At 63.7% G+C, this 23,003-nt stretch carries 22 protein-coding genes and 1 tRNA gene; 8 read left to right on the forward strand and 15 right to left on the reverse strand.

Annotated features, from left to right (window positions below):
* The first annotated feature begins 11 nt into the window (after window positions 1–11).
* The 8 genes from AC2FLM_RS09845 to AC2FLM_RS09880 all read left to right on the forward strand — a co-directional run bounded on the left by AC2FLM_RS09845 (window position 12) and on the right by AC2FLM_RS09880 (window position 7,415).
* Window positions 12–1,895: a hypothetical protein gene (locus tag AC2FLM_RS09845; protein WP_496857576.1), complete on the forward strand. Its 1,884-nt coding sequence runs from the start codon at window positions 12–14 to the stop codon at window positions 1,893–1,895.
* Complete coding sequence (locus tag AC2FLM_RS09850) at window positions 1,895–2,647, forward strand: hypothetical protein (RefSeq protein WP_496857578.1); 753 nt, start codon at window positions 1,895–1,897, stop codon at window positions 2,645–2,647. Before AC2FLM_RS09845 ends, AC2FLM_RS09850 begins: the two co-directional genes overlap by 1 nt.
* Before the next feature lie 123 nt (window positions 2,648–2,770).
* Window positions 2,771–2,974, forward strand: a complete 204-nt coding sequence (locus AC2FLM_RS09855; RefSeq protein ID WP_496857580.1) for a Com family DNA-binding transcriptional regulator — start codon at window positions 2,771–2,773, stop codon at window positions 2,972–2,974.
* On the forward strand, window positions 2,946–3,848 hold the full coding sequence (locus AC2FLM_RS09860; protein WP_496857582.1) for a DNA cytosine methyltransferase: 903 nt from the start codon (window positions 2,946–2,948) through the stop codon (window positions 3,846–3,848). The genes AC2FLM_RS09855 and AC2FLM_RS09860 overlap by 29 nt, the downstream gene beginning before the upstream one ends.
* Window positions 3,839–4,642, forward strand: coding sequence for a DNA adenine methylase (locus tag AC2FLM_RS09865; RefSeq protein ID WP_496857584.1), 804 nt, complete (start codon window positions 3,839–3,841; stop codon window positions 4,640–4,642). Before AC2FLM_RS09860 ends, AC2FLM_RS09865 begins: the two co-directional genes overlap by 10 nt.
* 100 nt (window positions 4,643–4,742) lie before the next feature.
* Entirely contained in the window at window positions 4,743–6,086 is a 1,344-nt protein-coding gene (locus AC2FLM_RS09870; protein ID WP_496857586.1) for a hypothetical protein, read from the forward strand.
* 2 nt (window positions 6,087–6,088) lie between these two features.
* Window positions 6,089–6,952, forward strand: a complete 864-nt coding sequence (locus tag AC2FLM_RS09875) for a DNA adenine methylase (RefSeq protein WP_496857588.1) — start codon at window positions 6,089–6,091, stop codon at window positions 6,950–6,952.
* Window positions 6,953–7,202: 250 nt separating this feature from the next.
* Window positions 7,203–7,415: a hypothetical protein gene (locus AC2FLM_RS09880; RefSeq protein WP_496857590.1), complete on the forward strand. Its 213-nt coding sequence runs from the start codon at window positions 7,203–7,205 to the stop codon at window positions 7,413–7,415.
* A 208-nt stretch (window positions 7,416–7,623) separates the two neighbouring features.
* On the opposite strand, the gene AC2FLM_RS09885 is transcribed toward AC2FLM_RS09880, so the two are convergent.
* The 15 genes from AC2FLM_RS09885 to AC2FLM_RS09955 form a co-directional block, all read right to left on the reverse strand.
* Window positions 7,624–7,698 (reverse strand) — tRNA-Gln (locus tag AC2FLM_RS09885).
* Window positions 7,699–7,802: 104 nt separating this feature from the next.
* Window positions 7,803–8,795 carry an NADPH:quinone reductase gene (locus AC2FLM_RS09890; RefSeq protein ID WP_496857592.1) on the reverse strand — a complete coding sequence of 331 codons (993 nt, stop codon included), beginning with the start codon at window positions 8,793–8,795 and terminating at the stop codon, window positions 7,803–7,805.
* An 85-nt stretch (window positions 8,796–8,880) separates the two neighbouring features.
* Window positions 8,881–10,014 (reverse strand): M56 family metallopeptidase, encoded by a 1,134-nt coding sequence (locus AC2FLM_RS09895; protein ID WP_496857594.1) that lies wholly within the window; start codon window positions 10,012–10,014, stop codon window positions 8,881–8,883.
* Window positions 10,004–10,399, reverse strand: a complete 396-nt coding sequence (locus AC2FLM_RS09900) for a BlaI/MecI/CopY family transcriptional regulator (RefSeq protein WP_234143020.1) — start codon at window positions 10,397–10,399, stop codon at window positions 10,004–10,006. Before AC2FLM_RS09900 ends, AC2FLM_RS09895 begins: the two co-directional genes overlap by 11 nt.
* An 87-nt stretch (window positions 10,400–10,486) precedes the next feature.
* The gene (locus AC2FLM_RS09905; RefSeq protein WP_234142841.1) at window positions 10,487–10,765 is read right to left on the reverse strand and encodes a DUF2160 domain-containing protein; all 279 of its coding nucleotides are present in this window, start codon (window positions 10,763–10,765) and stop codon (window positions 10,487–10,489) included.
* Window positions 10,765–11,562 (reverse strand): carbohydrate ABC transporter permease, encoded by a 798-nt coding sequence (locus tag AC2FLM_RS09910; RefSeq protein WP_496857596.1) that lies wholly within the window; start codon window positions 11,560–11,562, stop codon window positions 10,765–10,767. The genes AC2FLM_RS09905 and AC2FLM_RS09910 overlap by 1 nt, the downstream gene beginning before the upstream one ends.
* An 11-nt stretch (window positions 11,563–11,573) precedes the next feature.
* Complete coding sequence (locus AC2FLM_RS09915; RefSeq protein WP_234137453.1) at window positions 11,574–12,437, reverse strand: carbohydrate ABC transporter permease; 864 nt, start codon at window positions 12,435–12,437, stop codon at window positions 11,574–11,576.
* Window positions 12,434–13,519: an ABC transporter ATP-binding protein gene (locus AC2FLM_RS09920; protein ID WP_234142840.1), complete on the reverse strand. Its 1,086-nt coding sequence runs from the start codon at window positions 13,517–13,519 to the stop codon at window positions 12,434–12,436. Before AC2FLM_RS09920 ends, AC2FLM_RS09915 begins: the two co-directional genes overlap by 4 nt.
* A 7-nt stretch (window positions 13,520–13,526) precedes the next feature.
* A complete protein-coding gene (locus tag AC2FLM_RS09925; RefSeq protein WP_234137451.1) occupies window positions 13,527–14,591 on the reverse strand; it encodes an ABC transporter ATP-binding protein in 1,065 nt (354 codons plus the stop codon).
* A gap of 112 nt (window positions 14,592–14,703) precedes the next feature.
* Window positions 14,704–16,437 carry an ABC transporter substrate-binding protein gene (locus AC2FLM_RS09930; RefSeq protein WP_496857599.1) on the reverse strand — a complete coding sequence of 578 codons (1,734 nt, stop codon included), beginning with the start codon at window positions 16,435–16,437 and terminating at the stop codon, window positions 14,704–14,706.
* Between the two features lie 158 nt (window positions 16,438–16,595).
* The gene (locus tag AC2FLM_RS09935) at window positions 16,596–17,621 is read right to left on the reverse strand and encodes a trans-3-hydroxy-L-proline dehydratase (protein WP_234137449.1); all 1,026 of its coding nucleotides are present in this window, start codon (window positions 17,619–17,621) and stop codon (window positions 16,596–16,598) included.
* Between the two features lie 12 nt (window positions 17,622–17,633).
* Window positions 17,634–19,307, reverse strand: a complete 1,674-nt coding sequence (gene lhpI, locus AC2FLM_RS09940; protein WP_496857602.1) for a cis-3-hydroxy-L-proline dehydratase — start codon at window positions 19,305–19,307, stop codon at window positions 17,634–17,636.
* A 13-nt stretch (window positions 19,308–19,320) separates the two neighbouring features.
* Complete coding sequence (locus AC2FLM_RS09945) at window positions 19,321–20,322, reverse strand: 4-hydroxyproline epimerase (RefSeq protein ID WP_496857604.1); 1,002 nt, start codon at window positions 20,320–20,322, stop codon at window positions 19,321–19,323.
* Between the two features lie 6 nt (window positions 20,323–20,328).
* Window positions 20,329–21,573, reverse strand: coding sequence for an NAD(P)/FAD-dependent oxidoreductase (locus AC2FLM_RS09950; RefSeq protein ID WP_496857606.1), 1,245 nt, complete (start codon window positions 21,571–21,573; stop codon window positions 20,329–20,331).
* Window positions 21,570–23,000: an aldehyde dehydrogenase family protein gene (locus AC2FLM_RS09955; protein WP_496857608.1), complete on the reverse strand. Its 1,431-nt coding sequence runs from the start codon at window positions 22,998–23,000 to the stop codon at window positions 21,570–21,572. Before AC2FLM_RS09955 ends, AC2FLM_RS09950 begins: the two co-directional genes overlap by 4 nt.
* Window positions 23,001–23,003 lie beyond the last annotated feature (3 nt).

Genomic DNA, 23,003 nt, shown 5'->3' on the forward strand with positions numbered 1-23,003 from the left:
GGAGGTACAACATGTCCGCAGGCGTCTCGACAACCAATCTGCCCTCGATCGCGGTGGCGGATGAGGTGATGGTCAACAAGGATGGCAGCACCGGCCGTCAGCTCGTGGCCGACCTGGCCACGCAGCTGGCCGCAACCGGTCCCATCGCCACCAAACAGGACGATCTCCTCGCCCGCGTCGCGGAGCTTGAAGGCCGCGACCCCGGATCGCCCAACCCCAAGGACCCGGTCGCCTGCGCGACCACCGCCAATATCGCGCTCGCGGGCGAACAGAGCATCGACGGCGTGCTCACCGCCGCCTCGCGGGTCCTGGTCCGCGCCCAGACCAACCCGGTCGAGAACGGTATCTGGGTGTCGGCGGCCGGGGCCTGGAGCCGGGCCGCCGATATGGACGAGGCCCCGGAGACCGCCTGGGCCACCACCCTGGTCCTGGCCGGCGCGACGCTGGGGGGCACCGGCTGGATCGCCGCCGTCTCGGGCGCGACCCCCGGCACCGACCCGATCACCTGGACCCAGGTCGAGGACGCGTCGGGCGTTCAGGGCCAGATCGACACGCTCAACACCCAGCTGTCCGTCCTCGACCGGCTCGACGGGTCCGATCTGCATTTCGGGGTGGTGGATGACGACGGGTTCGAGGCCTTCGCGGTGGGCGACGATGTGATCCGCGGCGCGGGCCTTCTCGCCGAACGCGCGGACGAACGCTCGGCCTTCGTCGATCCCAATCATTTCACCGAGGACCTGTCCCCGCCCGCCCCCGCCCTGTCGCCACCACTGCTGCCCCCCTATCTCTGCGGCGTCGCGGGGGTCACCTTCGGCCTGCATGTCAAGGGGCTGATCGAGGATCGCGCCATGGATGCCCGCCTGCTGGTGAGCGGCGCCACCGGCGAGCAGTTCGAAAGCCGCTCCGGGGTCCGCGTCGATTTCTCGAGCCTGGGCTACCGGGCCACCGTGAGCCTGCACGATCCGCGCCCGGCCGCGCGCTATGGCGAACAGGCCGTGAGCCTGCATATCGCCCCCAATCCCCCCGGCGCAGCACTCAGCCCGAACATCCTGCTGCTGGGCGACAGCACCAGCCACTATGCCGGCGCGCTTCTCGACTACTTCCTCCAGAAATGGGGCTACACCCCCAACTGGATCGGCACGCTCACCGGCGAGGCGGAGATTGATCCCGAGGATGGCGTCACCGTCCTGCCCGGCATCGCGGGCGAGGCGAAGCCCGGCCATGCGCTGGCGGATTTCACCTACAAGTTCACAAGCCGGGTCTCGCCGCTCGCCCCCGGTGGCGAGGCGGGTTATCTCGCCGACGGCGAGGCAAACCAGCGCCTGAAGAACTGCTGGCTGCGTGACCCTTCGGGCGAGCCCGCCGCTGCGCAGCGCAACGGGCAGGTTCTGGATCCCGGCTATTACATCACCCGGTTCGGTCTGGCCGTGCCGGGGGTGCTGGCCGCCGCACTGGGCACCAATGACATCCGCGATTGCGGCGACAGCGTGATGCTCGCACATCTGATGGACGAGTATCGCTACCTCTTCGACCGCTGGTTCGCCTCGTACCCCGACGCCCCTATCGTCACCTTCCTGCCCGGCGCCGCCGAGGAATTCGCGCGCTCGCAGATCTGGACCAGCCATTACGTGCCCGCGATCAAGGGCCTGATCAAGGCCGCCGCCGACGCCACCGCCGCCAATGCCGGCACCGGCAAGGTGCGGGTGGCCCCGACCTGGGCCGTCGCCCATGGGGCGGGCTACGATCTCAGCCCCTCGCTTGTCCTCGCGGATGCCCATACCGGCGCGACCATGCGCCAGATCGCCGATCCCGTTCACGCCACCGACGGCACCCGTGTCGCCGAATTCAAAATGGCGGCGGCCTATCTCGCCGCCGCAGCAGCAGGAGTAATCTGATGGCTTCGCTTATCCGGTCCGACCGCCTCGTCAAGAAACCCGGCCACCACCTCAACCCGGTCCAGGAGGGGCTGGCCTCGAGCCACATCTTCTGCGCCCTGACCGAGGGCTATTTCGAGCGCAACCTGGCGCCCGGACAGCCCGACGCGGCGCTCTATGGCTCCATCCCGCTCAGCCTGGGCGGCACCGCCGCGCGGTTCACGAGCCAGTCGAACTTCATCCAGACCCAGGTCATCGAACCGCGCGTCTGCACGGTCCTGATGGTGGCCTCGACCGCCGACACGCTTGCGGACGATGCGCATAAGCCGGGATATTTCGGGACCTGGACGGGCACCCCGCGCGACGAGGCCACGGCGGCCGCCACCTACGGCCTCTATGCGCGTATTACCACCGCTGGCGCCACGAGATTTGGTGCGGGCCGGGGCACATCCGTCCAAAATCACGACTTCGGCCACGCGGCGGTCACCACCGCCAACCACGCCGCACCCGCGCTCTACACCTTCACGGTTCCCGAAGCCGCGGTCAGCACCATGACCGATCATACCCAGGGCCTGACCGCCAGTTCCGCAAGCACCGCCCTGCGGTTCCCGACCGACCGGTTCGTGCGGATCGGGTCGAGCTATGCGCAATATCTCGGCCACTGCGATATCAGCATCTTCCGGCTGTGGAACCGGGTGCTGAGTGCGGCCGAGATCGCCGCCGAGAGGGCGCATGCCAGCTGGTTCATGCTGAATATGGGCGTGACGGTCTGATGCGGTGAACGGCCGGGGGGGCAAGCCCTCCCCGGCACGGGGCCAATCCTTCCACAGCTGACCCCGCCGACCCCAATCCACTCAAGGCCGCGTCCAGCGGCGAGCCTCGGGTGATTCCGGTTAATGAACACTGAACAGCGTTGCGGCAAATGTGCCCGCCTGCTACTCAAGATGGAGGAGAACGCCCTGAGCGGCGCGATCCAGATCAAGTGCCCGCGTTGCGGCACATACAACACCCTGAGGCCACCAAAGAGCCCTGAACCCAAGCGCCAAGAGTGCGACGGAAAGGACCCCAAGTGTGGCTCTTCGTACCCCCCAACGACATGACGAATTACGCGGCCTCAGCCTTTGTGCCGGTGTCGGAGGACTGGATCTCGGACTGCATATCGCCGAGCCCGGATATCGCTGTGTGTGCCATGTCGAGCGAAACGGTTTCGCCGCGGCCGCTCTCGTGGCGCGGATGGCGGACGCGTCCCTGGCTCCGGCTCCTGTCTGGGACGATCTCAGAACCTTCGACGGCCACCCTTGGCGCGGCCGCGTTCATATCGTCACTGCCGGTTATCCCTGCCAGCCCTTCACCCTCTCGGGCCTTCGAAAGGGCGAACACGACCCCCGCCACCTCTGGCCCGAGGTCGCCCGGATCATCGGCGAAGTGCAGCCCGAATGGTGTTTCTTCGAGAACGTCCCCGGCCATCTCACCCTGGGTCTCCGAGACGTCGTTCGAGACCTTCAACGCATGGGCTATCTCGTTGCTGCGCGCATCCAACCGGCGGCTGAAATCGGCGCAAGCCACCGGCGCGACCGTCTCTTCATCCTGGCCCACGCCGACCTACAAGGGCTCGGGCAACCGGGCCTGCCTCCAGGTGGGCCCGGAGGGGCTGCGCTTCCAGACCGATCTGAACCAGGCCGGCAGCCAGATCGGCATCAAGAACGCGGCCAGCGCCTGGACCCTTTTCTGGGACATCCTGATCGCGAGCGGCTGGACGCCGGCGCCCTTCCCCTCTTCGCACCGGGTCCGGGTGAGTTTCGGGTGTGGGGCGAAACACTCGACCGATGGCCTGGCCTTAAACCCAGCCTTTACCGACCTGTTGATGGGCTGGCCTGTGAACTGGACCGATCCGCTGCGGCCGGTAACGGGGTGGTCCCGCTGGCTGCGGCACATGCGTACCGCGCACTCAGAAAGGAGCTGACATGTCCCTGAGCCCCGTACCCCGTACCGATCCGGTGGCGCCCTGGCTGGGCGGCAAGCGCAACCTCGCAAAGCGGGTCTGCGCCATACTCGACCACACGGAGCACACCCTCTATGCCGAGCCCTTCGTCGGCATGGGCGGCATCTTCCTGCGCCGCTCGATGCGGCCGCGCTCGGAGGTGATCAACGATTATGGCCGCGACATCGCCAACCTGTTCCGCATCCTGCAGCGCCACTATCCGCAGTTCCTCGAGGTGCTGCGGTTCCAGCTGACCACGCGGGTCGAGTTCGAGCGCCTCGTCGGCACCCGCCCCGAGACCCTGACCGATCTGGAGCGCGCAGCACGCTTTCTCTACCTCCAGCGCACCGCATTTGGCGGCAAGGTCTCGGGCCGCAACTTCGGGGTGTCGCCCGACCGGCCGGCGCGTTTCAACCTGACCACGCTGGAACCCATGCTTGAAGACGTGCATGCCCGCCTCTCGGGCGTGGTGATCGAATGCCTGCCCTATGGCGAGTTCCTGGCGCGCTACGACCGGCCCGGCGCGCTTTTCTACATGGACCCGCCCTATTGGGGCTGTGAAAACGACTATGGCAAGGCAATGTTCGCGCCGGAGGATTTCGAGCACCTGGCGGATTTCATGGGCGCGGCCGAGGGCAAGGTGCTGATGTCGATCAATGACGTGCCCCAGATCCGAAAGCTGTTCGCCGATTTCCAGATCACCGAGGTGTCAGCCTCCTACACCGTCGCCCGCAAAGCTTCTGCCCGTGGGGAGCGGCGCGAGCTTCTGATTAGTAACATTTTGTAGACCGTAATGACTCAGAATACGCTTGGCTTTCGAGGGTGTTTCTCTTGTCGACATCATCGATCTACGACATAACTCGGGGAATTTTTCGATGGAGGGTCTGGTGAAAGAATCGAACGAATTGAAGATCACCGTAAAGCTGGATCGTCTGTTCCTCGCTACCGACAATCCACGGCATGATGAAGTCGACGATGAGATGGAAGCTATTGACCGTCTTTGCAAAAGTGAAGACGTCGACGCATTGGCGCGGGATATTGCGGCATACGGGATTAGCCCAGCTGAACGCCTGATTGTGTATCCGGTCGACGAGGGCCTTAGTTTCAACGATATCGACGGCGACACGGCATTTATTGTCGCCGAAGGGAACCGCAGAGTATGCGCCTTGAAGCTCCTCCATGACCCTGACCGGGCACCGGCTCGCGTTCGTTCTGCTATCGAGAAATATGCCGACAAATGGCTGCCTGTCGACGAAATAGACGCGGTAGTCATTTTGAACCCGGAGCGAAGAAAGCACTGGCTTCGGCGTATCCACGACGGGGCTCAAGGGGGTATAGGACGAAGGCAATGGACTGCGGAACAGAAGACCAGATTCAGCGGTTCAAGGCGAAACATCGTTGCGCAAAAGCTCTTCGACTATGCGGTTTCCAGAGGAATGATGATTCCAGAGGACCGCAAGGGCAACTTCTCTCACATGGCTCGACTCGTAGGGAACGTGTTGGTCGCGGAGGCCTTAGGGCTGGACCTTTCGGAAGGAGCGGAAGAGTTGAAGGGAACACGGCCGCTCGAAGAGTTCGAAACGGTACTCAAAGAGGTTCTCAAAGAGGCAAAACTCAAGGCGCTAGGCTCTCAGGCGCCCAAAGCAAAAATCGATGGTTTTGCCCGTTCGCTACAGCAACTTCCTGGTGTGACAACGACTCGAATCCGTCCCGAGCCGATCGAATGGCCTGCTTCGGGCTCAGGGACCAGTTCAGACAGCGATGGCAAAGCATCTGAAACCTCAGATGGATCGTCAACAAAGGGTGCGCCTCCACGTCCGAAGCGTCCGGAATATGTTGTCCAGAATGGCGAGATACTCGAGGCTTTAGAGGGCCTAGGATCGCAGAAACTCGGGTCACTTTACTACTCGATCTGTAAAATCAAAGTTGAACATCACACTCCGCTGATCTCGGTCGGGATCTGGTGTTTTTTTGAAAGCCTAACAGCCTCGATGGGAAGAATAGATACCATACCGTTCAAAGATTTCTTGAACAAAGGGAGACTAACAGATTTAGGAGTTGGAAAAGGAAAAGAGCTAAACGCTCATGTGGAGGCGCTGCGACGCGTTGCTGATTTCGGAAACGTTACTAAGCACCACTCGGTAGCCGCCAGTTTCGACTCAGCACAGATCGTAAATGACATGGAAACTTTGCAACCGGTCATTCTCGCCTGCCTGAAGAAGATGGCCTAGCAATGGGCAGGACTGCGTCTCCCCTTCGCTACCCGGGTGGAAAATCCAGTATGTACGGCCTGATGACTGCCATTCTGCGCGAAAACAGCTTGGAGAGACGACCATATGTAGAACCCTACGCTGGGGGTTGTGGTTTGGCGTTGTCCCTGTTGTTCAACGGAAATGTATCAGAGGTTCACGTAAACGATGTCGATCCTTCCATCTGGTCGTTCTGGCACAGTGTTCTTTATCGTACGGACGAACTCATAGAAGCAGTTCGTCGTGCCGAGCTAACGATCGAAGAATGGCTACAACAGCGGGATATCTACCTAGACCAGGACGCATCCGATCCTCTTAGGCTTGGTTTTGCCGCCTTCTATCTCAATCGGACCAACCGCTCTGGCATCATTAAGGGCGCAGGCGTTATCGGCGGGCTGGAACAGCGTGGCAACTATAAGATTGACTGTCGCTTCAACAAGAAAGATCTGGAGCGTCGTATCAAACGAGTAGCGAAGTACAAAGAACGAATTTTTCTAACCAAATTGGACGCTTTAGACTTTCTCGTCACCATAGACAAACAGTTGCCCGCTAAGGCCATGTTCTGTGTCGACCCTCCCTACTTCAAAAAAGGGTCGAGCCTGTATACGAGCTTCTATAAACCATCGGACCATGCAGCACTCTCGTCCGCGGTCCAGTCACTCGATCGCCCTTGGATCGTGACGTATGACAATACGGGCGAAATTCGGCGTCTTTACCAAGAGCGAGCCATGTACACCTTCGATGTTACCTATTCCGTTCAAACGAAGAGAAAGGCGAACGAACTCTTGGTTATTTCGGATGATCTTGCCGTTCCCCGGGTTATGCTGGAGCGCCGCTTGGCTGGTTGACGTCCGCTTTGCGCCGCAGGTCGGGAACCGTCGTCGTCTCTGAAATCCCGCAGCTTTCGGACAATGGCGGTCAAAAGCGGGCTATCCTACCATCAATCAGCCCGCTTTGGGCGGTCGGATAGAAGAGCTCACAGTACCATGCAAACCGGATTGAACCGTTGCTCAAATGGGGCGAAAAGAGCAATCTCGGGGGCGCTCCAATCCAGAATTCATCGCCTATGTCGATGTCATCGGAGCGAGGAGACAAGACATGGAAAACCACGAAACCGCCGCCACAATCGCAGCCCTGCTGAACGGGGCAGCCTCCGACGTCACCGGCCTGGGTGCTGGACTGACCGAAGCTGCCATGGCCATGGAGGGCGGCAACCAGAACAGGGCCTTCGGGATCCTCCTCGAGGCGCAGGAGATGCTGGACCGGGCACAGGCCCGCCTGACCGCCGCCAGGACAATCCGGGGCCTTTGACCCTGCAGGGCACCGCCAAATGAGAAGGCCGCCCCGATGAGGGCGGCTTTTTTGCGAGCGGTTAGATGTCAGGAAACGACGAGCGGGAAAATTTTCGTCCAGAACCTAGTGCAACAAAATCCAGAAGCTAGTGCGCCGCTATAATTGCTGCTACAAGGGCAGCGCGCTAACCGAAGTAAGTAATTGATATTGTTTATGCATATGAAGGTGGCTGGGGTGGTAGGATTCGAACCTACGGTACGCGGTACCAAAAACCGTTGCCTTACCACTTGGCTACACCCCAACAGTGAGCGGCTATCTACGCAACCTCGGAAGGCTGCGCAAGAGGTTTGGGGCAAAAATTTCGGCACCGCTCACGATTTTTCGATCCCTCCTCGTGGACGTGGTTCAACCACCGGTCCGCACCAGAATGGCGCCGTTGCGCGCGCCCCGCTCAACCGCCTCATGCGCGGCGGCGGTCGCATCAAGATCAAAGGTTTCCTGGATCGGGCAGGACAGGGCGCCGGAGGTCAGCGCGGCATGGACACGATCGATCGCGGCATGGCGGTTGGTGGCGTCCAGCAGGTAGACCAGCGCCGTTTCGAGCGTCACCGATTTGAACATCAGCGGGTAGAAAGGAAGGACCGGAGCCATCACTCGCGCAGAGCCATAGGCATTGATGCGCCCGTTCGGCGCGATAACGGCGGCGTCCACCTCGGCATTGGCGCCGAATTCCACCTCGACGATCCGGTCGACGGGGGCACCATCATTGGCTGCCAGAACCGCCGCGGCCAAATCCGGATCGGCATAGTCCAGCACCGCGTCCGCGCCCGCCGCCCGCAGGCGCTCGGTCGCGCCTGTGCTTGCAGTGGCAATAACGCGCGCGCCGCCCCATTTCGCCAGTTGCACGGCAAGATAGCCCACCGTCCCGGCGCCCCCCTGAACAAGCACGGTCCGTCCATTGACGGGGCCGCCCGAGAACACCACATGCGCCGCCGTCAGGCCGGGAATGCCCAGCACCGCACCGGTTTCAAGGCTTACCCCCTCCGGCAGCGGCACCGCCTGTTCCGAGGGCAGCGCGATCTGTTCGGCACAGGTCCCCATGGCGCGGCCCCATTGCCCGTTCCACAACCAGACCCGTTCGCCGACCCGGCCGGCATCGACCCCGTCGCCCACCGAACGGATTACACCGGACCCGTCACTGTGGGGTACGATGGCCGGATAGGGCAGTTCGGTGACGCCAGCGCGCGCACCCGCGCGCGCCTTGACATCCGAGGGGTTCACCCCCGAGAACGCGACATCGACCAGCACCTCGCCCGGACCGGGCCGGGGCGCGGGAAGTTCCTCCAATTGCAGGACATCGCGCGCGGCGCCAAAGGCGCGGTAAAGGACGGCTTTCATCACGGGTCTCCGGTTTCAGATCTGCGACAGCCTAGACGGTTTTCAGCCCAAGCTGAATCGCAAATCCCAAGGCCGGACCACCACCTCAGTCCGTCGCCACCACGAAACCACCCTGGAACGGGCTGCTGACGGTCGCATTGCGCTGGGCCATGCGTTCCAGATTGACGATGGTCGACAGCATGATGCGGTCATGGCTCCAGTCCGACGAGCGCTGCATGACCAGCATCGTCGTCAGAACCGAGGCCATCAGCAGCCCCGAAATGAGCAACCAGACCCCAGGCCCGGCGGTATCCTGGCGGGTGGCGGTCAGCGCCACGATGCGGCTTTGCAGGGTCGAGGGACGGCGCGTCTCGCGCCGGTCCACCAGGGCCACCGTGGGGGTGGTGCGAGCAAAAAGCACCGGGTTCTGCGCGGCCACCTGGCAGGCCCGGATCAGGCACTCGCAATAGGCGCGCATGTCGAAATGCGGGCGCACCATCAACGCCTGGTCACAGGCATATTCCCGCAGCATCCGCACCTGGCGACGCCACAGGAAAAAGGCCGGATTCCAAAACAGCAGCGGGCGCAGCAGTTCAAGCAGGAACTCGCATTCGATGTCACTCTGGCGGAAATGCTGCAACTCGTGTGCGACGGTCATCCGCAGGTCCTGAGGCGCCTCGAGCAGCGCCGAGGGCAGCACCACATAGCGATTGCGCACCCCGCGGGTCGAATAGGCAACGCGGGCGGTGTCGCTGATCAGGAGTTCCACCCGTCCGATGCGTTTCCACAGATGGGCGCCGCGCAGGCTGTGGGTCAGCCGCAGCACCGACAGGCCCATATGCAGCGCACAGAACAGCGCACCGGCCAGAAAGGCAATCGCCACGACCTGTGTCCAGACCTCGTGCTGTGCCAGCAGCGCACGAACCATATCCTCGCGCAGACCCAGCAGGGCCTCGAACTGGCTGGCGCTGAGACCGACATTGCCGTGCAGGTACTGCCGTACAAGCAAATCCGGGATATTGGGGGGATGGGCGACAATCCAGGTTGTGATCATCAGCGCCAGCAACGGCGAGGCCACCAGCAGAACGGTCAGCCCGTTCAGGAGCCGCAATTGCGGCAGATAGGCAGTGCCCAGCCGGGTTTTCATCACCGCCCATCGGAGCAGCGACCAGATCGCGACACCCGCGACCAGCAGAAGATTCAGATCGAGATAGGCATTGAGAAGAACTTCACCGTCCATTGTCCCCCAACCTTTCGTTCAGCAAGGCCCGCATGCTTTCGAGCATGTCGTCCGTCACCTCTTCGTCGTCGACAAGCCGGGCAACCAATGCCGCCGGTGCGCCGTCGAAAAGCTTGCTCGAAAGGTCCTTGAGTGTCGTTCGTTGGTAGTCTTCCTTGGGAACGGCCGGGCGGTAGACAAGCGAGCGGTCATGCCGCTCGGAAGTCAGAAAGCCCTTCTGCTCCATGATCTTCAATACCGTCGCGACCGAGGTATAGGCGCGGGTCTGCGCCTTGTTCAGTTCGGCCAGAATATCACGCACGGTACCGCTGCCGATTTCCCAGACCACGGTCATGAATTCCAGTTCGACCTCGGTCAGCAGGGAGCGTTCCTGTTTGCGCGCCATCGGCTCGGTTTTCCGCATCGTCCTTGTTCCGATCCATGCTAGGGGCTGAAGAGGCGGTTGAAAACTATTTTCTTAGCAGGCGGGTCCTCACACCTTCCAGAAACAGAAGGTGCCCCAGGCCAGTGCCAGCCCGAGCGGCACCCAGAGCGGCGGGCCCATAAGGCCCAGCCAGGCGAGGAAAATATAGCTGCTGCCCAACAGGCTGATGAACAGCCGGTCGCCCCGGGTCGTGGTCAGACCCAGCACCCCCTTGCGGGCATCGCCGCCCGGATGCCGGATTTCAAGCACCACCAGCACCCCGATGGCGCTGAAGATGCCGATGAACAAAAGCGCGGTGGGCCATGTCCAGGCCATCCATGAAAACATCACACCCTCCCCATCGCAAAACCCTTGGCGATGTAGTTGCGGACGAACCAGATCACGATCGCGCCCGGAATGATCGTCAATGTCCCAGCTGCCGCCAGCAGACCCAGTTCATACCCCGCGCTGGACGCGGTCTTGGTCATGGTGGCGGCGATGGGTTTCGCGTCCACTGCGGTCAATGTCTTGGCCAAAAGCATCTCGACCCACGAGAACATGAAGCAGAAAAAGGCCGCGACGCCGACGCCCGCCTTGATCGAGGGGACAAAGATGGTGGCAAAAAAGCGGGGAAAGGAATAGCCGTCGACAAAAGCGGTTTCGTCCAGCTCCTTGGGGATACCACGCATGAACCCTTCGAGGATCCAGACCGCCAGCGGGATGTTGAACAGGCAATGCGCCAGCGCCACCGCCAGATGGGTATCGAACAGGCCCACCGCCGAATAGAGCTGGAAGAAGGGCAATGCAAACACCGCCGCCGGCGCCATGCGGTTGGTCAGCAGCCAGAAGAACAACTGTTTGTCGCCCAGGAACCGGTAGCGACTGAAGGCATAGGCCGCCGGCAGGGACACCGCGACCGAGATCACCGTGTTCATCGTCACATAGACGATCGAGTTGATATAGCCCCAATACCAGGTCGGATCGGTGAAGATGACCCGGTAATTCTCCAGCGTGAAGGTTTGCGGGAACAGCGAGAACCCGGCCAGGATCTCGTTCGTCGTCTTGAAACTCATCGCCACCAGCCAATAGATCGGCAGCATCAGGAACAGGATATAGACGATGGGGACGAGGGTTCGTTTCTGCATATCTGTCGTCCTCAGTTCAGGTCGTCCTTGGTCATCAGCGTATAGAACAGCCAGCTGACCAGCAGGGTGATGGCGAAATAGATCAGGCTCATCGCGGCCGCCGGACCCAGGTCGAACTGCCCCAGCGCGATCTTGACCAGGTCGATCGACAGAAGCGTGGTCGAGTTGCCGGGACCGCCCCCGGTCATCACGAAAGGCTCGGTATAGATGTTGAAGCTATCCATGAACCTGAGAAGGATCGCGATGGTCAGAACCGTTTTCATCTTGGGCAGCTGGATGAACCGGAACACCGCCCAGTTCGACGCCCCGTCGATCTTGGCCGCCTGATAATAGGCGTCAGGGATCGACACGAGGCCCGCATAGCTGAGCAGCACCACCAGCGAGGTCCAGTGCCAGACATCCATGGTGACGATGGTAATCCAGGCCGCCAGCGGATCCTGCGTCATGTCATAGTTTATGCCGATGACATGGTTCAGGAAATAGCCCAACAGGCCGATATCTGGCAGGGTAAAGATGTTCCACATCGCCCCTACCACGTTCCACGGTATCAGCATCGGCAGGGCCATAAGCACCAGACAGACCGGCACCCAGAACCCCTTGCGCGGCATCGACAGCGCAATGGCAATGCCCAGCGGCACCTCGATGATCAGGATCAGGAAGGTGAACAGGAACTGCCGCCCCAGCGCCGCGTGAAACCGGTCCGAGCGCAGGATCTGCTCGAACCAACCCAGCCCCTGCCAGAAGAACAGGTTGTCGCCGAACGTCTCTTGCACCGAATAATTGACCACCGTCATCATCGGGATCAGCGCGTTGAACGCCACCAACAACAACACCGGCAGGACAAAGAACCAGGCCTTTTGATTTTCGGTCTTCATGCGGCGCCCTCCGCGGCCTCGGTCGCCAGCCAGCCATCGGCATACAGCCGAGTCTGGTCGCGGCGGAAATCCAGTTGCACCATCGCGCCCCGTTCAGGGCCGGGTCCACTGACGATGGCATTGACGCGGCTGCCCGCGACCTCGCATTCGACCACGGTGTGCCGCCCCACATCCGAAACCTTGGTGACCGTCGCGGGCAGGCCGGACTGTCCCAGCGAGACAAATTCGGGGCGGATGCCGATCTCGGTCCGGGCGCCGGGCGCGGCGGTGATCGGCCCTTCGAGCGGGATCGCCTGACCGGCGAACCGTGCCACCCCATCCGACACGTCGGCGGGCAGGATGTTCATGCCGGGCGAGCCGATGAAATGGCCCACGAACGTATGCGCGGGCCGGTCGAACAGTTCGACCGGGGTGCCGATCTGCACCACCTCGCCCTCTTGCATCACCACCACCTGATCGGCGAATGTCAGCGCCTCGGTCTGGTCATGGGTGACATAGATCATGGTGGCCCGCACCCGCTGGTGCAGTTCCTTGAGCTTGGAGCGTAGCTTCCACTTCAGATGCGGGTCGATCACGGTCAGCGGCTCGTCGAACATCACCACGTTGACGTCCTGGCGCACCAGCCCGCGCCCCATCGAGATCTTCTGCTTGTTGTCCGGGCTCAGATGCGCGGCCTTGCGGTCGAGCAGGTCGGACAGTTCCAGCATCTCGGCAATCGCGGTCACGCGCTCGCGTACCGTGGCCTCGTCCCGGCCCCGGTTGCGCAGGGGAAAGGCGAGGTTGTCGTAAACGGTCATCGTGTCGTAGATCACCGGAAACTGGAACACCTGCGCGATGTTGCGCTTGTCGGGCGGCAATTCGGTCACGTCCTTCCCGTCGAACAGGATCCGCCCCTCGGACGGGACCAGCAGGCCCGAGATGATGTTGAGAAGCGTGGACTTGCCACAGCCCGACGGCCCCAGCAACGCATAGGCGCCGCCATCGGTCCAGTCGAGGTCGATCTCCTTCAACGCGTAATCGTCGGGCGATTTCGGGTTCGGGTAATAGCTGTGCCGCAGCTTGGAGAGGGTAATTTTCGCCATCTGCGCCTCACGCCACGCGGGAGCCATCGGGAGCAAACACATAAGCCGCCGATGGATCCATATGGAAATCATGCATTTCGCCCACCCGGTACGGGTGAACGCCCGGTGCCAGCGACACCCAGCTGCCGCTGCCCGTGTCGAAATGCGCCGAGCTTTCCGAGCCGGACAGCTCGGTCACCTGTACCCGCCCCGACAGGGTGACGGTGGCTTCGGGCGAGGCGACCGGCGACACGTGATGGGGCCGGATCGCAATCATGTATGGCCCGTCCGCCAGACCGGCAGCAGCGCCGGTCAGAGTCCAAGTGACATCGGTGCCCATGCGGGCGGTATCGCCCTGCTTGACGATCTCGGCCGTGTTGATCGGCGGGTCCGAAAACACCCGTGCCGCCAGCACATTGGCCGGATCACGATAGATCTCGGCGGTGCGGCCGAACTGGGTCACCCGGCCATCCTCCATCAGCGCGGTATGTCCGCCCAACAAGAGCGCCTCTTCGGGTTCCGATGTGGCATAGACCACCACCGCGCCCCGGCCGGCGAAAAGCTCGGGCAACTGGTCACGCAACTCCTCGCGCAGTTTATAGTCGAGATTGGCCAGCGGTTCGTCCAGGAACACCGCGCGGCTTTCCTTGGCAATGGCGCGGGCCAGCGCGGTGCGCTGCTGCTGGCCGCCCGACAACTCGTGCGGGCGCCGGTGCAGCATCGGGCGCAGCTTCAGGATATCGGCGGCATGTTCCACCCGGCCCTGAATCTCGGATTTCGCCAGGCCCGCCACCTTGAGCGGCGAGGCGATGTTGTCGAACACCGTCATATGCGGGTAGTTGATGAAAAATTGGTGCACCAGGCTGATATTGCGTTTCTGAGTGCTCTGCCCGGTCACGTCCTGACCGTCCATCAGGATCTGTCCGCTGGCCACCGGATCGAGCCCGGCCATCATCTTGATCAGCGAGGTCTTGCCCGCGCCGGTGGCGCCAAGCAGGACATTGAAGTGACCCGTCTCAAGGACCAGCGAGGTCTCCTTGATATGCAGGTCGGCGCCGACGCGCTTGGTTACGTTTCTGAGTTCGAGTGCCATCGTCCCAAAGCTTTCGGCCGGTTCTTTTGGTCAGAGAGGCCCCGGAGACCGGAAGGTTCCCCGGGGCTGAGGGTGGGCGGGCCACACACGCCCCGCCCATCAGGAAGCCAGATCAGTTCTTGGCCCAGCGCGCGACCAGCTCGTCATAGTTGACGGTCTCGCCCTGCGGCTTTTCGTTGTCCAGCTTGGGCTTGGCGCCACCATTGGCGAACCACCATTCCGCGTCCTTCTCTTCGTTCAGGCGCGGGCCGCAGCCGCCATAGACATTCGCCGCCTCGTCCGCTGCCTGCATCCGGGCCATCACGGTGTCCATTTCGAACGCCAGACGGTCCATCGCCTCTTGCGGGGTAAAGGCACCCGAGTTCACGTCACCGATCTGCTGCCACCAGATCTGGGCCAGCTTGGGATAATCCGGGACGTTGATGCCGGTGGGCGACCAGCGCACCCGGTCGGGCGAGCGGTAGAATTCCACCAGACCACCCAGTTTCGGCGCGCGTTCCGAGAAGCTCTCGTGATTGACCGAGCTGTCGCGGATGAAGGTCAGGCCAACATGGCTTTTCTTCACGTCGACGGTCTTGGAGACCACGAACTGGGCATAGAGCCAGGCCGCCTGCGCACGATCCAGCGGGGTGGAGTTGAGGATGGTCCACGATCCCACGTCCTGATAGCCGACCTTCTGGCCGTCTTCCCAATAGGGGCCGTGCGGGCTGGGCGCCATCCGCCACAGCGGGTTGCCGTCGCCATCCACGGTGTTGTTGCCTTCGGACTGCGGCTTGACCATGTCGGCGGTAAAGGCGGTGTACCAGAAGATCTGCTGGGCCACGTTGCCTTGGGCCAGCGCCGGCAGCGACTGGTAGAAGTCATAAGACGCCGCACCCGGAGGCGCGTATTTGCGCAGCCATTCGTCCCATTTGCGGATCGCATAGACCGCCGCCGGACCGTTTGCCGCGCCGCCACGGGTCACGCTGGCGCCCGCCGGGTTGCACGAGCCCGCTTCCATGCGGATGCCCCATTCGTCGATCGGGATACCGTTGGGTTCGCCCTTGGACCCGGCACCGGCCATCGACAGCCAGGCGTCGGTCATCCGCCAGCCGAGGTCCGGCGCGCGCTTGCCGTAATCCATGTGGCCATAGATCGCGGTGCCGTCGATTTCCTTGACGTCCTCGCTGAAGAACTCGGCAATGTCCTCGTAGGCCGACCAGTTGACCGGCACGCCCAGATCATAGCCGTATTTGGCCTTGAACGCCGCCTTCAGATCCTCACGGTCGAACCAGTCCTTGCGGAACCAGTAGAGGTTGGCGAATTGCTGGTCGGGCAACTGGTACAGGTCACCATCGGGACCGGTGGTGAACTGGGTCCCCATGAAATCGTCCAGGTCGAGACCGGGGTTGGTCACGTCCTTGAAATCGCCCGCCATCATGTCGGTCAGGTTATAGGCCAGTTGCAGGCGCGAATGGGTGCCGATCAGGTCGGAATCGTTGACATAGGCGTCATACAGGTTCCGCTTGGTCTGCATCTGGGTCTGCACGGCCTGAACAACCTCGCCCTCGCCCAGGATCTGGTGATTCACCTTGATGCCGGTGATTTCCTCGAAGGCCTTGGTCAGCACTTCGGATTCGTAGCTGTGCGTGGGAATGCCCTCGGACAGCACGTTGATTTCCATACCCGCATAAGGTTCGGCCGCCTTGATGAACCATTGCATCTCGGCCATTTGCTCGTCCTTGGACAGGACCGAGGGCTGGAACTCTTCGTCAATCCATTTCTTGGCAGCGGCCTCGTCGGCATAGGCTGCCTGTCCCGCGACCACGGCGCATACCGCGGCTGCGGACAAAAGATACCTGCGCATCTTTTCCTCCCTGTTGTCTGCAATGCCAGAAATGCTCTGCGGCACCTGACTGTCATTTAGCTTTCACATGGGCGCGCAAGTTGTCAAACTAAATTTTTAGTTTCATGTATCTCTTTGTATTTTATAATTTATTTACGAAAACAAAATGAAATCACGCGTCAGACTCCCCAAGTGTCGCGCAGGCGGTATCCCTCGGGCCATGGGTCGTCGGGGTCCAGCATGTGCTGGTGAATGCCAGTGATCCAGCCCCGCCCCGAAATCTCGGGAAGGATTGCCGGGCGGTCGCCGACGCTTGTCAGCCCGGCAATGCGACCGGAGAATTCGGATCCGATGATCGAGGTCGCGACAAACTGTTCCCCCTCGGCCATCTCGCCCCGCGCATGCAGGATCGCCATACGCGCCGACACGGCGGTGCCGGTCGGCGAACGGTCGATCTTGCCGGGCTGGATCGCCACGGCAGAGGCGGCGCGCAAGACCCCGTCCCGCCGTTCGATCTCGCCTGCAAAGAGGCAAAAGGAGATATGCCGCCACTCAGGGTTTTCCGGGTGGTGAAAGCCCAGCTGCGCATTGGCCGCATTGGTGATGGCAATCCCCATCTCGGCCAGATCACGCGCCCGGTCTCGGGCGATCTCGACCCCCACATCCTGCGGTCGCACCACAACGAAACTGTCACCGCCAAAGGCGGTATCGACCGTCACCCGCCCCACCCCCGGCACATCCAGCGCAACGTCGAGCTGCGCCGCAAAGGAGGGCAGGTTGCGCACGAATATGCGCTCGGCCTTGCCGTTTCGGCATTCGGCCCGCACATGCACCAGCCCGCCCGGCGCTTCGAGCACCAGTTCGGTCACCGGCTCGACCATTTCCACCAAGCCGCTGTCGAGCAGCACGGTTGACACGCAAATCGAATTCGATCCCGACATCGGCGGCGTGTCCTCGGGCTCCATGATGATGAAGGCGGCATCGGCACGCGGGTCCTTGGGCGGCACCAGCAGGTTGACATGCCGGAACACGCCACCACGCGGCTCGTTCAGCATGAAATTCCTCAACCGCCCGTCGCGCGCGATCCAGTTGCGCTGCTCCCACAGGGTCTCGCCCGGCGGCGGCGCGACACCGCCAACGATGACATCGCCCACCTCGCCCTCGGCATGGGCGGAGATCACATGGATGGTCTTGCTGCTGCGCATTTTTCTGCCTTCTCAGCTAATCCAGCCGGGACGCCCCGGCGCATGCCCGCTCACGGCCGCCTCGGCGCACTGTGCAAGGCTGCCGAACCGCATGGCGCGGCCCGACAGGCCCGGCCCGTAATGGGCGTATTTGCCCGAATTGGTCATGATGGTGCGCGTGGCCGGTGGCAGTACCGGTTCGGTCACCGAACACCAGCAGAGGTCCGGGATCACCTGCACGCCCGAGGCTTGCAGGCGCGCCAGCACCCCGTCGCCCGCCAGCTTGTCGCGCTCGCCCCGGCCGATCGTGACAATGGCGGCGGTTCCTGCGGCGATCCGGCGCCCGTCCAGCAGATCCGCCAGAATCCTGCATTCATTGGCCGAGGCATGCGGGCTGCCGATGGCGACCAGTTCCACCCGTTCCGGCCCGGGGTTGAACTGCGCCCAAGCGCGGGCGAAGTCGCCCGGTTCGATTGCCATATGCGCCGCGCCTTCGGTCAGGGCACCATCAGCCTCAGGCGTCACCCCCGCCACATGCAGCATCGCCGCCGCCGAAGTGGTGCCGAAAGCAGCGCAGAGCGCCTTGAGGTCATCCTCGGACGGCGCGCTGTCCTCCAGCCCGGTCAAGAGCGGGATACGGTCCGGCGCCAGCCGCCCGGTCAGATAGCCCAGGAGCGGCCAGAACGCATCGTCTGCCCCCTCGGGCCGCTCCACCCGGATTTCCACCTGCGCCTTGCGATTGGCATCCAGATAGACACCGGCCAGCGGCGCGCGCCCGGTCAGCGCCATGCACAGGTCGAGGTAATCGGGATGTTTCACGCTGCGCGCGGCCAGCACGCTGTTGGCATAGACAACCGCGTTCGACTCGGCCCAGGCGATGGCCTCGCCCGCCTGCGGTATGTCCTCCAGCAGATAGGGCGCACAGGTGAAACTGGGCCGCGCACCCATCCGCAGATAGGCATCGGCCAGCCGGCTGGCCGGCCCGCCGAACGCAGGCAGCACCCCCTGCGCGCGCCAGTTGGCATGATCGACCGAGATCGCGTTCATCGTGGTGGGAATACAGACCCGCCCGCCCATCGCGGCCATATCCTCGGCAAAGCGCAGATTGGCCTCGCTGTGATAGATGCAGCCGTCGATATGGGCGCGGCTGACATCGGTCAGCCGGTCCGCTCCCTGCGCCGCCGCCATGGCGCAGATGATCCGCATCGCCAGCCGCACCGGTGGTGCGGCCGCCTCGGAGAGCATGGCGCGGTCCGCAGCACTCAGGTCCAGCACCTCGCCCGACAGCGGTTCCAGCGTGAGCGTCAGCGCCCCGGCCGTCAGCCGGTCAGGCGTCACCTCGGCCAAAGGCTCCTTCGCCAGCGCATCGTATTCCGCCGCCGACAGGCGCAGCACCGCGACCGGCCGGTCGTACATCCAGGCCGCGACCAGCGCGCCAAGGGTCAGGATATCCTCTCCCTCGCGGAACACGAGAGCCGCCGGGGCGTGGCCGTTCAGCGCCAGCGCCAGCAGCACGCCACTGCCCGAGCATGACCCCCGGCTGGTCGGCATCATCACCACCGCCCCGGCCAATGCGACGCCGTGTTGCGGGTGATGTGCGTCGATCACCCGGCCCGTCTCGGGATCGACCCCGCCCCAGAAACTCAGCCCCTCGTCAAAGACCAGAACCGGCCCCGACGCCTCGGCCGCCACGATGCAGTGTGCCATCCCGCCTCCCTGTTCAGGCCACGACGAAACCATGGGCATAGGGGTCGCGCGCGTCAATGAAGATGGTGTTGAAGCCGGTGACCCGCGCCCAGCCGCCAATCGAGGGGATGATACCCGGCCTGCCGCCCACCTCTGCCACGGCCTCGACCCGGCCATGAAACAGCGAGCCGATGATGGACTCGTGCACGAAATCGTCGCCGGTACGCAAGGCACCCCGCGCCGCCAGTTGCGCCATCCGGGCCGAGGTTCCGGTGCCACAGGGCGACCTGTCAATCGCCTTGTCACCATAGAACACCGCGTTGCGCGCATCGGCGCCGGGCTGGGTCGGTTGCCCGGTCCACAGGATATGCGACAGCCCCCGGATCTCGGGTTTCTCGGGGTGGATGAACGTGTACTTCTCGTTCAGCGCCGCGCGCAGGCGCGGGCTCCACCCCACGAGGTCCAGCGCCCGGTGATCGGCAATATCGCGGAACACCTCTTGCGGCTCGACAATGGCATAGAAATTGCCGCCATAGGCCACATCCACCGTGACCTCGCCCAGCCCCTCGACAGAGGCGCTCAGACCCGAGGCATGCAGATAGGCGGGCACATTGGTCAGCCGTACCTCTTCGACAAACCGCCCCTCTTGCCGGTATTCCGCCACCACCAGCCCGGCAGGCGTGTCGAGCCGCAGCACGCCTGGCACACGGGGCGTGACCAGCCCGTGTTCGATGGCGGTTGTCACCGTGCCGATGGTGCCATGCCCGCACATCGGCAAACAGCCCGAGGTCTCGATATAGAGAACCCCCACATCGCAATCCTCGCGCGTCGGGGGATAGAGGATGCTGCCCGACATCTGGTCGTGGCCGCGCGGCTCGAACATCAGGCCGGTGCGGATCCAGTCGAACTCGGCCTGGAAATGCGCCCGACGCTCCAGCATGGTGGCGCCCTCCAGGCGCGGCGCGCCGCCGGTGACCACGCGCACCGGGTTACCGCAGGTGTGGCCGTCGATACAGGAAAAGGTGAACTGGGTCATGATGCCTCAGAAACGGGTTGCAGCATAGGGGGAAAGGTCGATCCGGGGCACGGCCCCGGTGACAAGCGCGGCGACCAGCGCCGCCGTGCCCGCCGATTGGGTCAGGCCCAGATGGCCGTGACCAAAGGCATAGGTGACGCGATCCGCGCACGGGGCCGGGCCGATCACCGGCAGGCTGTCGGGCAGCGACGGGCGGAACCCCATCCACTGTGTCCCGCCCTCCACCCGCAGACCGGGCAGGAACCCGCGCGCCTTGTCCAGCAGCACCCCGGCCCGGCGCCAGTTGGGTGGGCGTTTCAACCCGCCCAGCTCGACCGCGCCGCCGACACGCACCCCCTGCCCGATGCGTGAGACGACAAAACCGTGATCGGGAAAGGTCAGATGCGTGCGCAGATCGAAAGCCCCCGCAGGCAGGGTGGTGTTATAGCCGCGCTCGGTCTCCAGCGGGATACGGTCGCCCAGCCTCCGCGCCAGGTGATGCGACCATGCCCCGGCGCAGATCACCGCCCGGTCCGCCCGGCGGGCACCATCGGCACAGTCGAGCACCACCGTCTCGCCCTCTTGGCGCAACGCGCGGACCTCGGCGATCTCGATCCGACCGCCCCGCGCCCGGAACACATCCGCCAGATGCGCGACCCACAGCGCCGGATCGGTCACATTGCGCCAGCCGGGGGTGAACCCGGCATGGGTAAAGCGTGGCGACAGGCCCGGCTGGATCTCGGCAATCGCCTCGGGCCGGTCGAGCAGGCGGAAGGCGACGCCATGGGCGGCGCGAGTCTCCCAGCCAGGCAGGCTTGCCTCATAGGCGCGCGGCCCTTCGTAGAGCTGCAACTGCCCCTCGTCGCGGACCAGCGCCCGCGCGCCAGTCTCGGCAATCAGCGTGTCCAGCGCCTCGGCGCTCAGCCGCATCAGCGCCGCCTGCGCCGACAGCGCACTGGCGTAGCGGTCACGCCAACTGGCCCGCCAGAACCGCAGCATCCAGGGCGCGATCCGTGCGGCATAACCGGGCGGCACCGACAGCGGCCCCAAAGGATCGAGGAGCCATTTCGGCGCCTTGCGCATGATGCCCGGCGTCGCCAGCGGGATCACATCGGCAAAGGCAAAAGCCCCGGCATTGCCCGCCGATGCCTCGGCTGCCACCCCCTTGCGGTCCAGCACCGTGACTGAGTGGCCGGCCCCTTGCAGGGCCAGCGCGCAGGTGATGCCGACCACGCCCGCGCCGATGACGATGACCTCGGCACCGCGCGTCATGGCAGCGTATAGGCGGTCTTGACGGTGGTGTAGAACTCGGCGGCATAGCTCCCCTGTTCGCGCGCCCCGTGGCTCGACCCCTTGGTGCCGCCAAAGGGCACATGATAGTCCACCCCAGCCGTGGGCAGGTTGACCATCACCATGCCCGCGCGCGCATTGGCCTTGAAATGGCTCGCATGTTTCAGCGAGGTGGTGCAGATCCCCGCCGACAGGCCGAATTCGGTGGCATTTGCCACCGCCAAAGCCTCGTCATAATCCCGCACGCGGAGAACCGAGGCGACGGGGCCAAACACCTCTTCGCGGTTGATGCGCATGTCGGGCGTGGTCTCGGTCACCAGCGCCGGGGCCATGTAGAACCCGTCCTTGTCCAGCGCCAACCGCTCGCCGCCGGTGACAATGCCGCCTTCACTTCGCGCGATCTCGACATAGCCCAGGTTCTGCTCCAGCTGCCGCGCATCCACCACCGGCCCCATCTGGGTTGCCGGGTCCAGCGCATCGCCCACCCGAAGACCGCGCATCGCCGCCGCCAGCGCCGCCACGAAACGGTCATGCACGCCCTCGGTCACGATCAACCGGGACGAGGCGGTACAGCGCTGGCCGGTCGAGAAGAACGCGCCATTGAGACAGGCCGCCACCGCCAGGTCCAGATCGGCATCGTCCAGAACCACCATCGGGTTCTTGCCGCCCATCTCCAGCTGCACCTTCTTCATCGCCGCCCCACAGGCCGCCGCGATACCACGCCCGGTGGGCACCGACCCGGTAAAGGAAATCGCGTTCACCCGCGCATCCGAAACCAGACGCGGGCCCAACTCGGACCCGCGCCCCATTGCAAGGTTCACCACGCCTGCGGGTAGACCGGAACGCGACAGGATCTCGACCAGCGCATGGGCGCAACCCGGCACCAGGTCGGCGGGTTTCAGCACCACCGCATTGCCATGCGCCAGAGCCGGGGCGATTTTCCAGGCCGGGATGGCGATGGGAAAGTTCCAGGGGGTGATCAGGCCCACCACGCCCACCGGCGCGCGGGTGACCTCGACCTCGACACCGGGCCGGACCGAGGCCAGCCGGTCGCCGGTCTGGCGCAGCGCCTCACCGGCAAAGAACTTGAAGATCTGCCCGGCCCGCGCCACCTCGCCGATCCCCTCGGCCAGCGTCTTGCCCTCTTCCCGCGACAAGAGCCGCCCCAGTTCCTCCTTGCGCGCCAACAGCTCGGCGCCAGTGAAATCGAGCGCATCGAACCGCTGTTGCGGGGTCGATGCGGCCCAGATCGGCGCCGCGGCATGGGCGGCGGCGATGGCAGCGTCCAACTCCCCTTCCCCGGCCTGAGCTGCGTGACCGATGATGTCGGTCACATCCGAAGGATTCACATTGGCGCGGCCTGTGCCGCAGGCGACCCAGTCGCCGCCGATGAGATTGCGATACTCCATCCC

This window comes from Ruegeria sp. SAZD011 (assembly GCF_059612545.1).

Excerpts from the sequence above, each read along its gene's own strand:
- AC2FLM_RS09895 (WP_496857594.1), bottom strand. The coding sequence starts at position 10,014 with ATGGACGGTGAAGTTCTTCTCAATGCCTATCTCGATCTGAATCTTCTG.
- AC2FLM_RS09855 (WP_496857580.1), top strand. The coding sequence starts at position 2,771 with ATGAACACTGAACAGCGTTGCGGCAAATGTGCCCGCCTGCTACTCAAG.
- AC2FLM_RS09950 (WP_496857606.1), bottom strand. The coding sequence starts at position 21,573 with ATGACGCGCGGTGCCGAGGTCATCGTCATCGGCGCGGGCGTGGTCGGC.
- AC2FLM_RS09845 (WP_496857576.1), top strand. The coding sequence starts at position 12 with ATGTCCGCAGGCGTCTCGACAACCAATCTGCCCTCGATCGCGGTGGCG.
- AC2FLM_RS09880 (WP_496857590.1), top strand. The coding sequence starts at position 7,203 with ATGGAAAACCACGAAACCGCCGCCACAATCGCAGCCCTGCTGAACGGG.
- AC2FLM_RS09920 (WP_234142840.1), bottom strand. The coding sequence starts at position 13,519 with ATGGCGAAAATTACCCTCTCCAAGCTGCGGCACAGCTATTACCCGAAC.
- AC2FLM_RS09910 (WP_496857596.1), bottom strand. The coding sequence starts at position 11,562 with ATGCAGAAACGAACCCTCGTCCCCATCGTCTATATCCTGTTCCTGATG.
- AC2FLM_RS09875 (WP_496857588.1), top strand. The coding sequence starts at position 6,089 with ATGGGCAGGACTGCGTCTCCCCTTCGCTACCCGGGTGGAAAATCCAGT.
- AC2FLM_RS09915 (WP_234137453.1), bottom strand. The coding sequence starts at position 12,437 with ATGAAGACCGAAAATCAAAAGGCCTGGTTCTTTGTCCTGCCGGTGTTG.
- AC2FLM_RS09905 (WP_234142841.1), bottom strand. The coding sequence starts at position 10,765 with ATGTTTTCATGGATGGCCTGGACATGGCCCACCGCGCTTTTGTTCATC.
- AC2FLM_RS09925 (WP_234137451.1), bottom strand. The coding sequence starts at position 14,591 with ATGGCACTCGAACTCAGAAACGTAACCAAGCGCGTCGGCGCCGACCTG.
- AC2FLM_RS09865 (WP_496857584.1), top strand. The coding sequence starts at position 3,839 with ATGTCCCTGAGCCCCGTACCCCGTACCGATCCGGTGGCGCCCTGGCTG.
- AC2FLM_RS09945 (WP_496857604.1), bottom strand. The coding sequence starts at position 20,322 with ATGACCCAGTTCACCTTTTCCTGTATCGACGGCCACACCTGCGGTAAC.
- AC2FLM_RS09890 (WP_496857592.1), bottom strand. The coding sequence starts at position 8,795 with ATGAAAGCCGTCCTTTACCGCGCCTTTGGCGCCGCGCGCGATGTCCTG.
- AC2FLM_RS09900 (WP_234143020.1), bottom strand. The coding sequence starts at position 10,399 with ATGGCGCGCAAACAGGAACGCTCCCTGCTGACCGAGGTCGAACTGGAA.
- lhpI (WP_496857602.1), bottom strand. The coding sequence starts at position 19,307 with ATGGCACACTGCATCGTGGCGGCCGAGGCGTCGGGGCCGGTTCTGGTC.
- AC2FLM_RS09850 (WP_496857578.1), top strand. The coding sequence starts at position 1,895 with ATGGCTTCGCTTATCCGGTCCGACCGCCTCGTCAAGAAACCCGGCCAC.
- AC2FLM_RS09935 (WP_234137449.1), bottom strand. The coding sequence starts at position 17,621 with ATGCGCAGCAGCAAGACCATCCATGTGATCTCCGCCCATGCCGAGGGC.
- AC2FLM_RS09955 (WP_496857608.1), bottom strand. The coding sequence starts at position 23,000 with ATGGAGTATCGCAATCTCATCGGCGGCGACTGGGTCGCCTGCGGCACA.
- AC2FLM_RS09930 (WP_496857599.1), bottom strand. The coding sequence starts at position 16,437 with ATGCGCAGGTATCTTTTGTCCGCAGCCGCGGTATGCGCCGTGGTCGCG.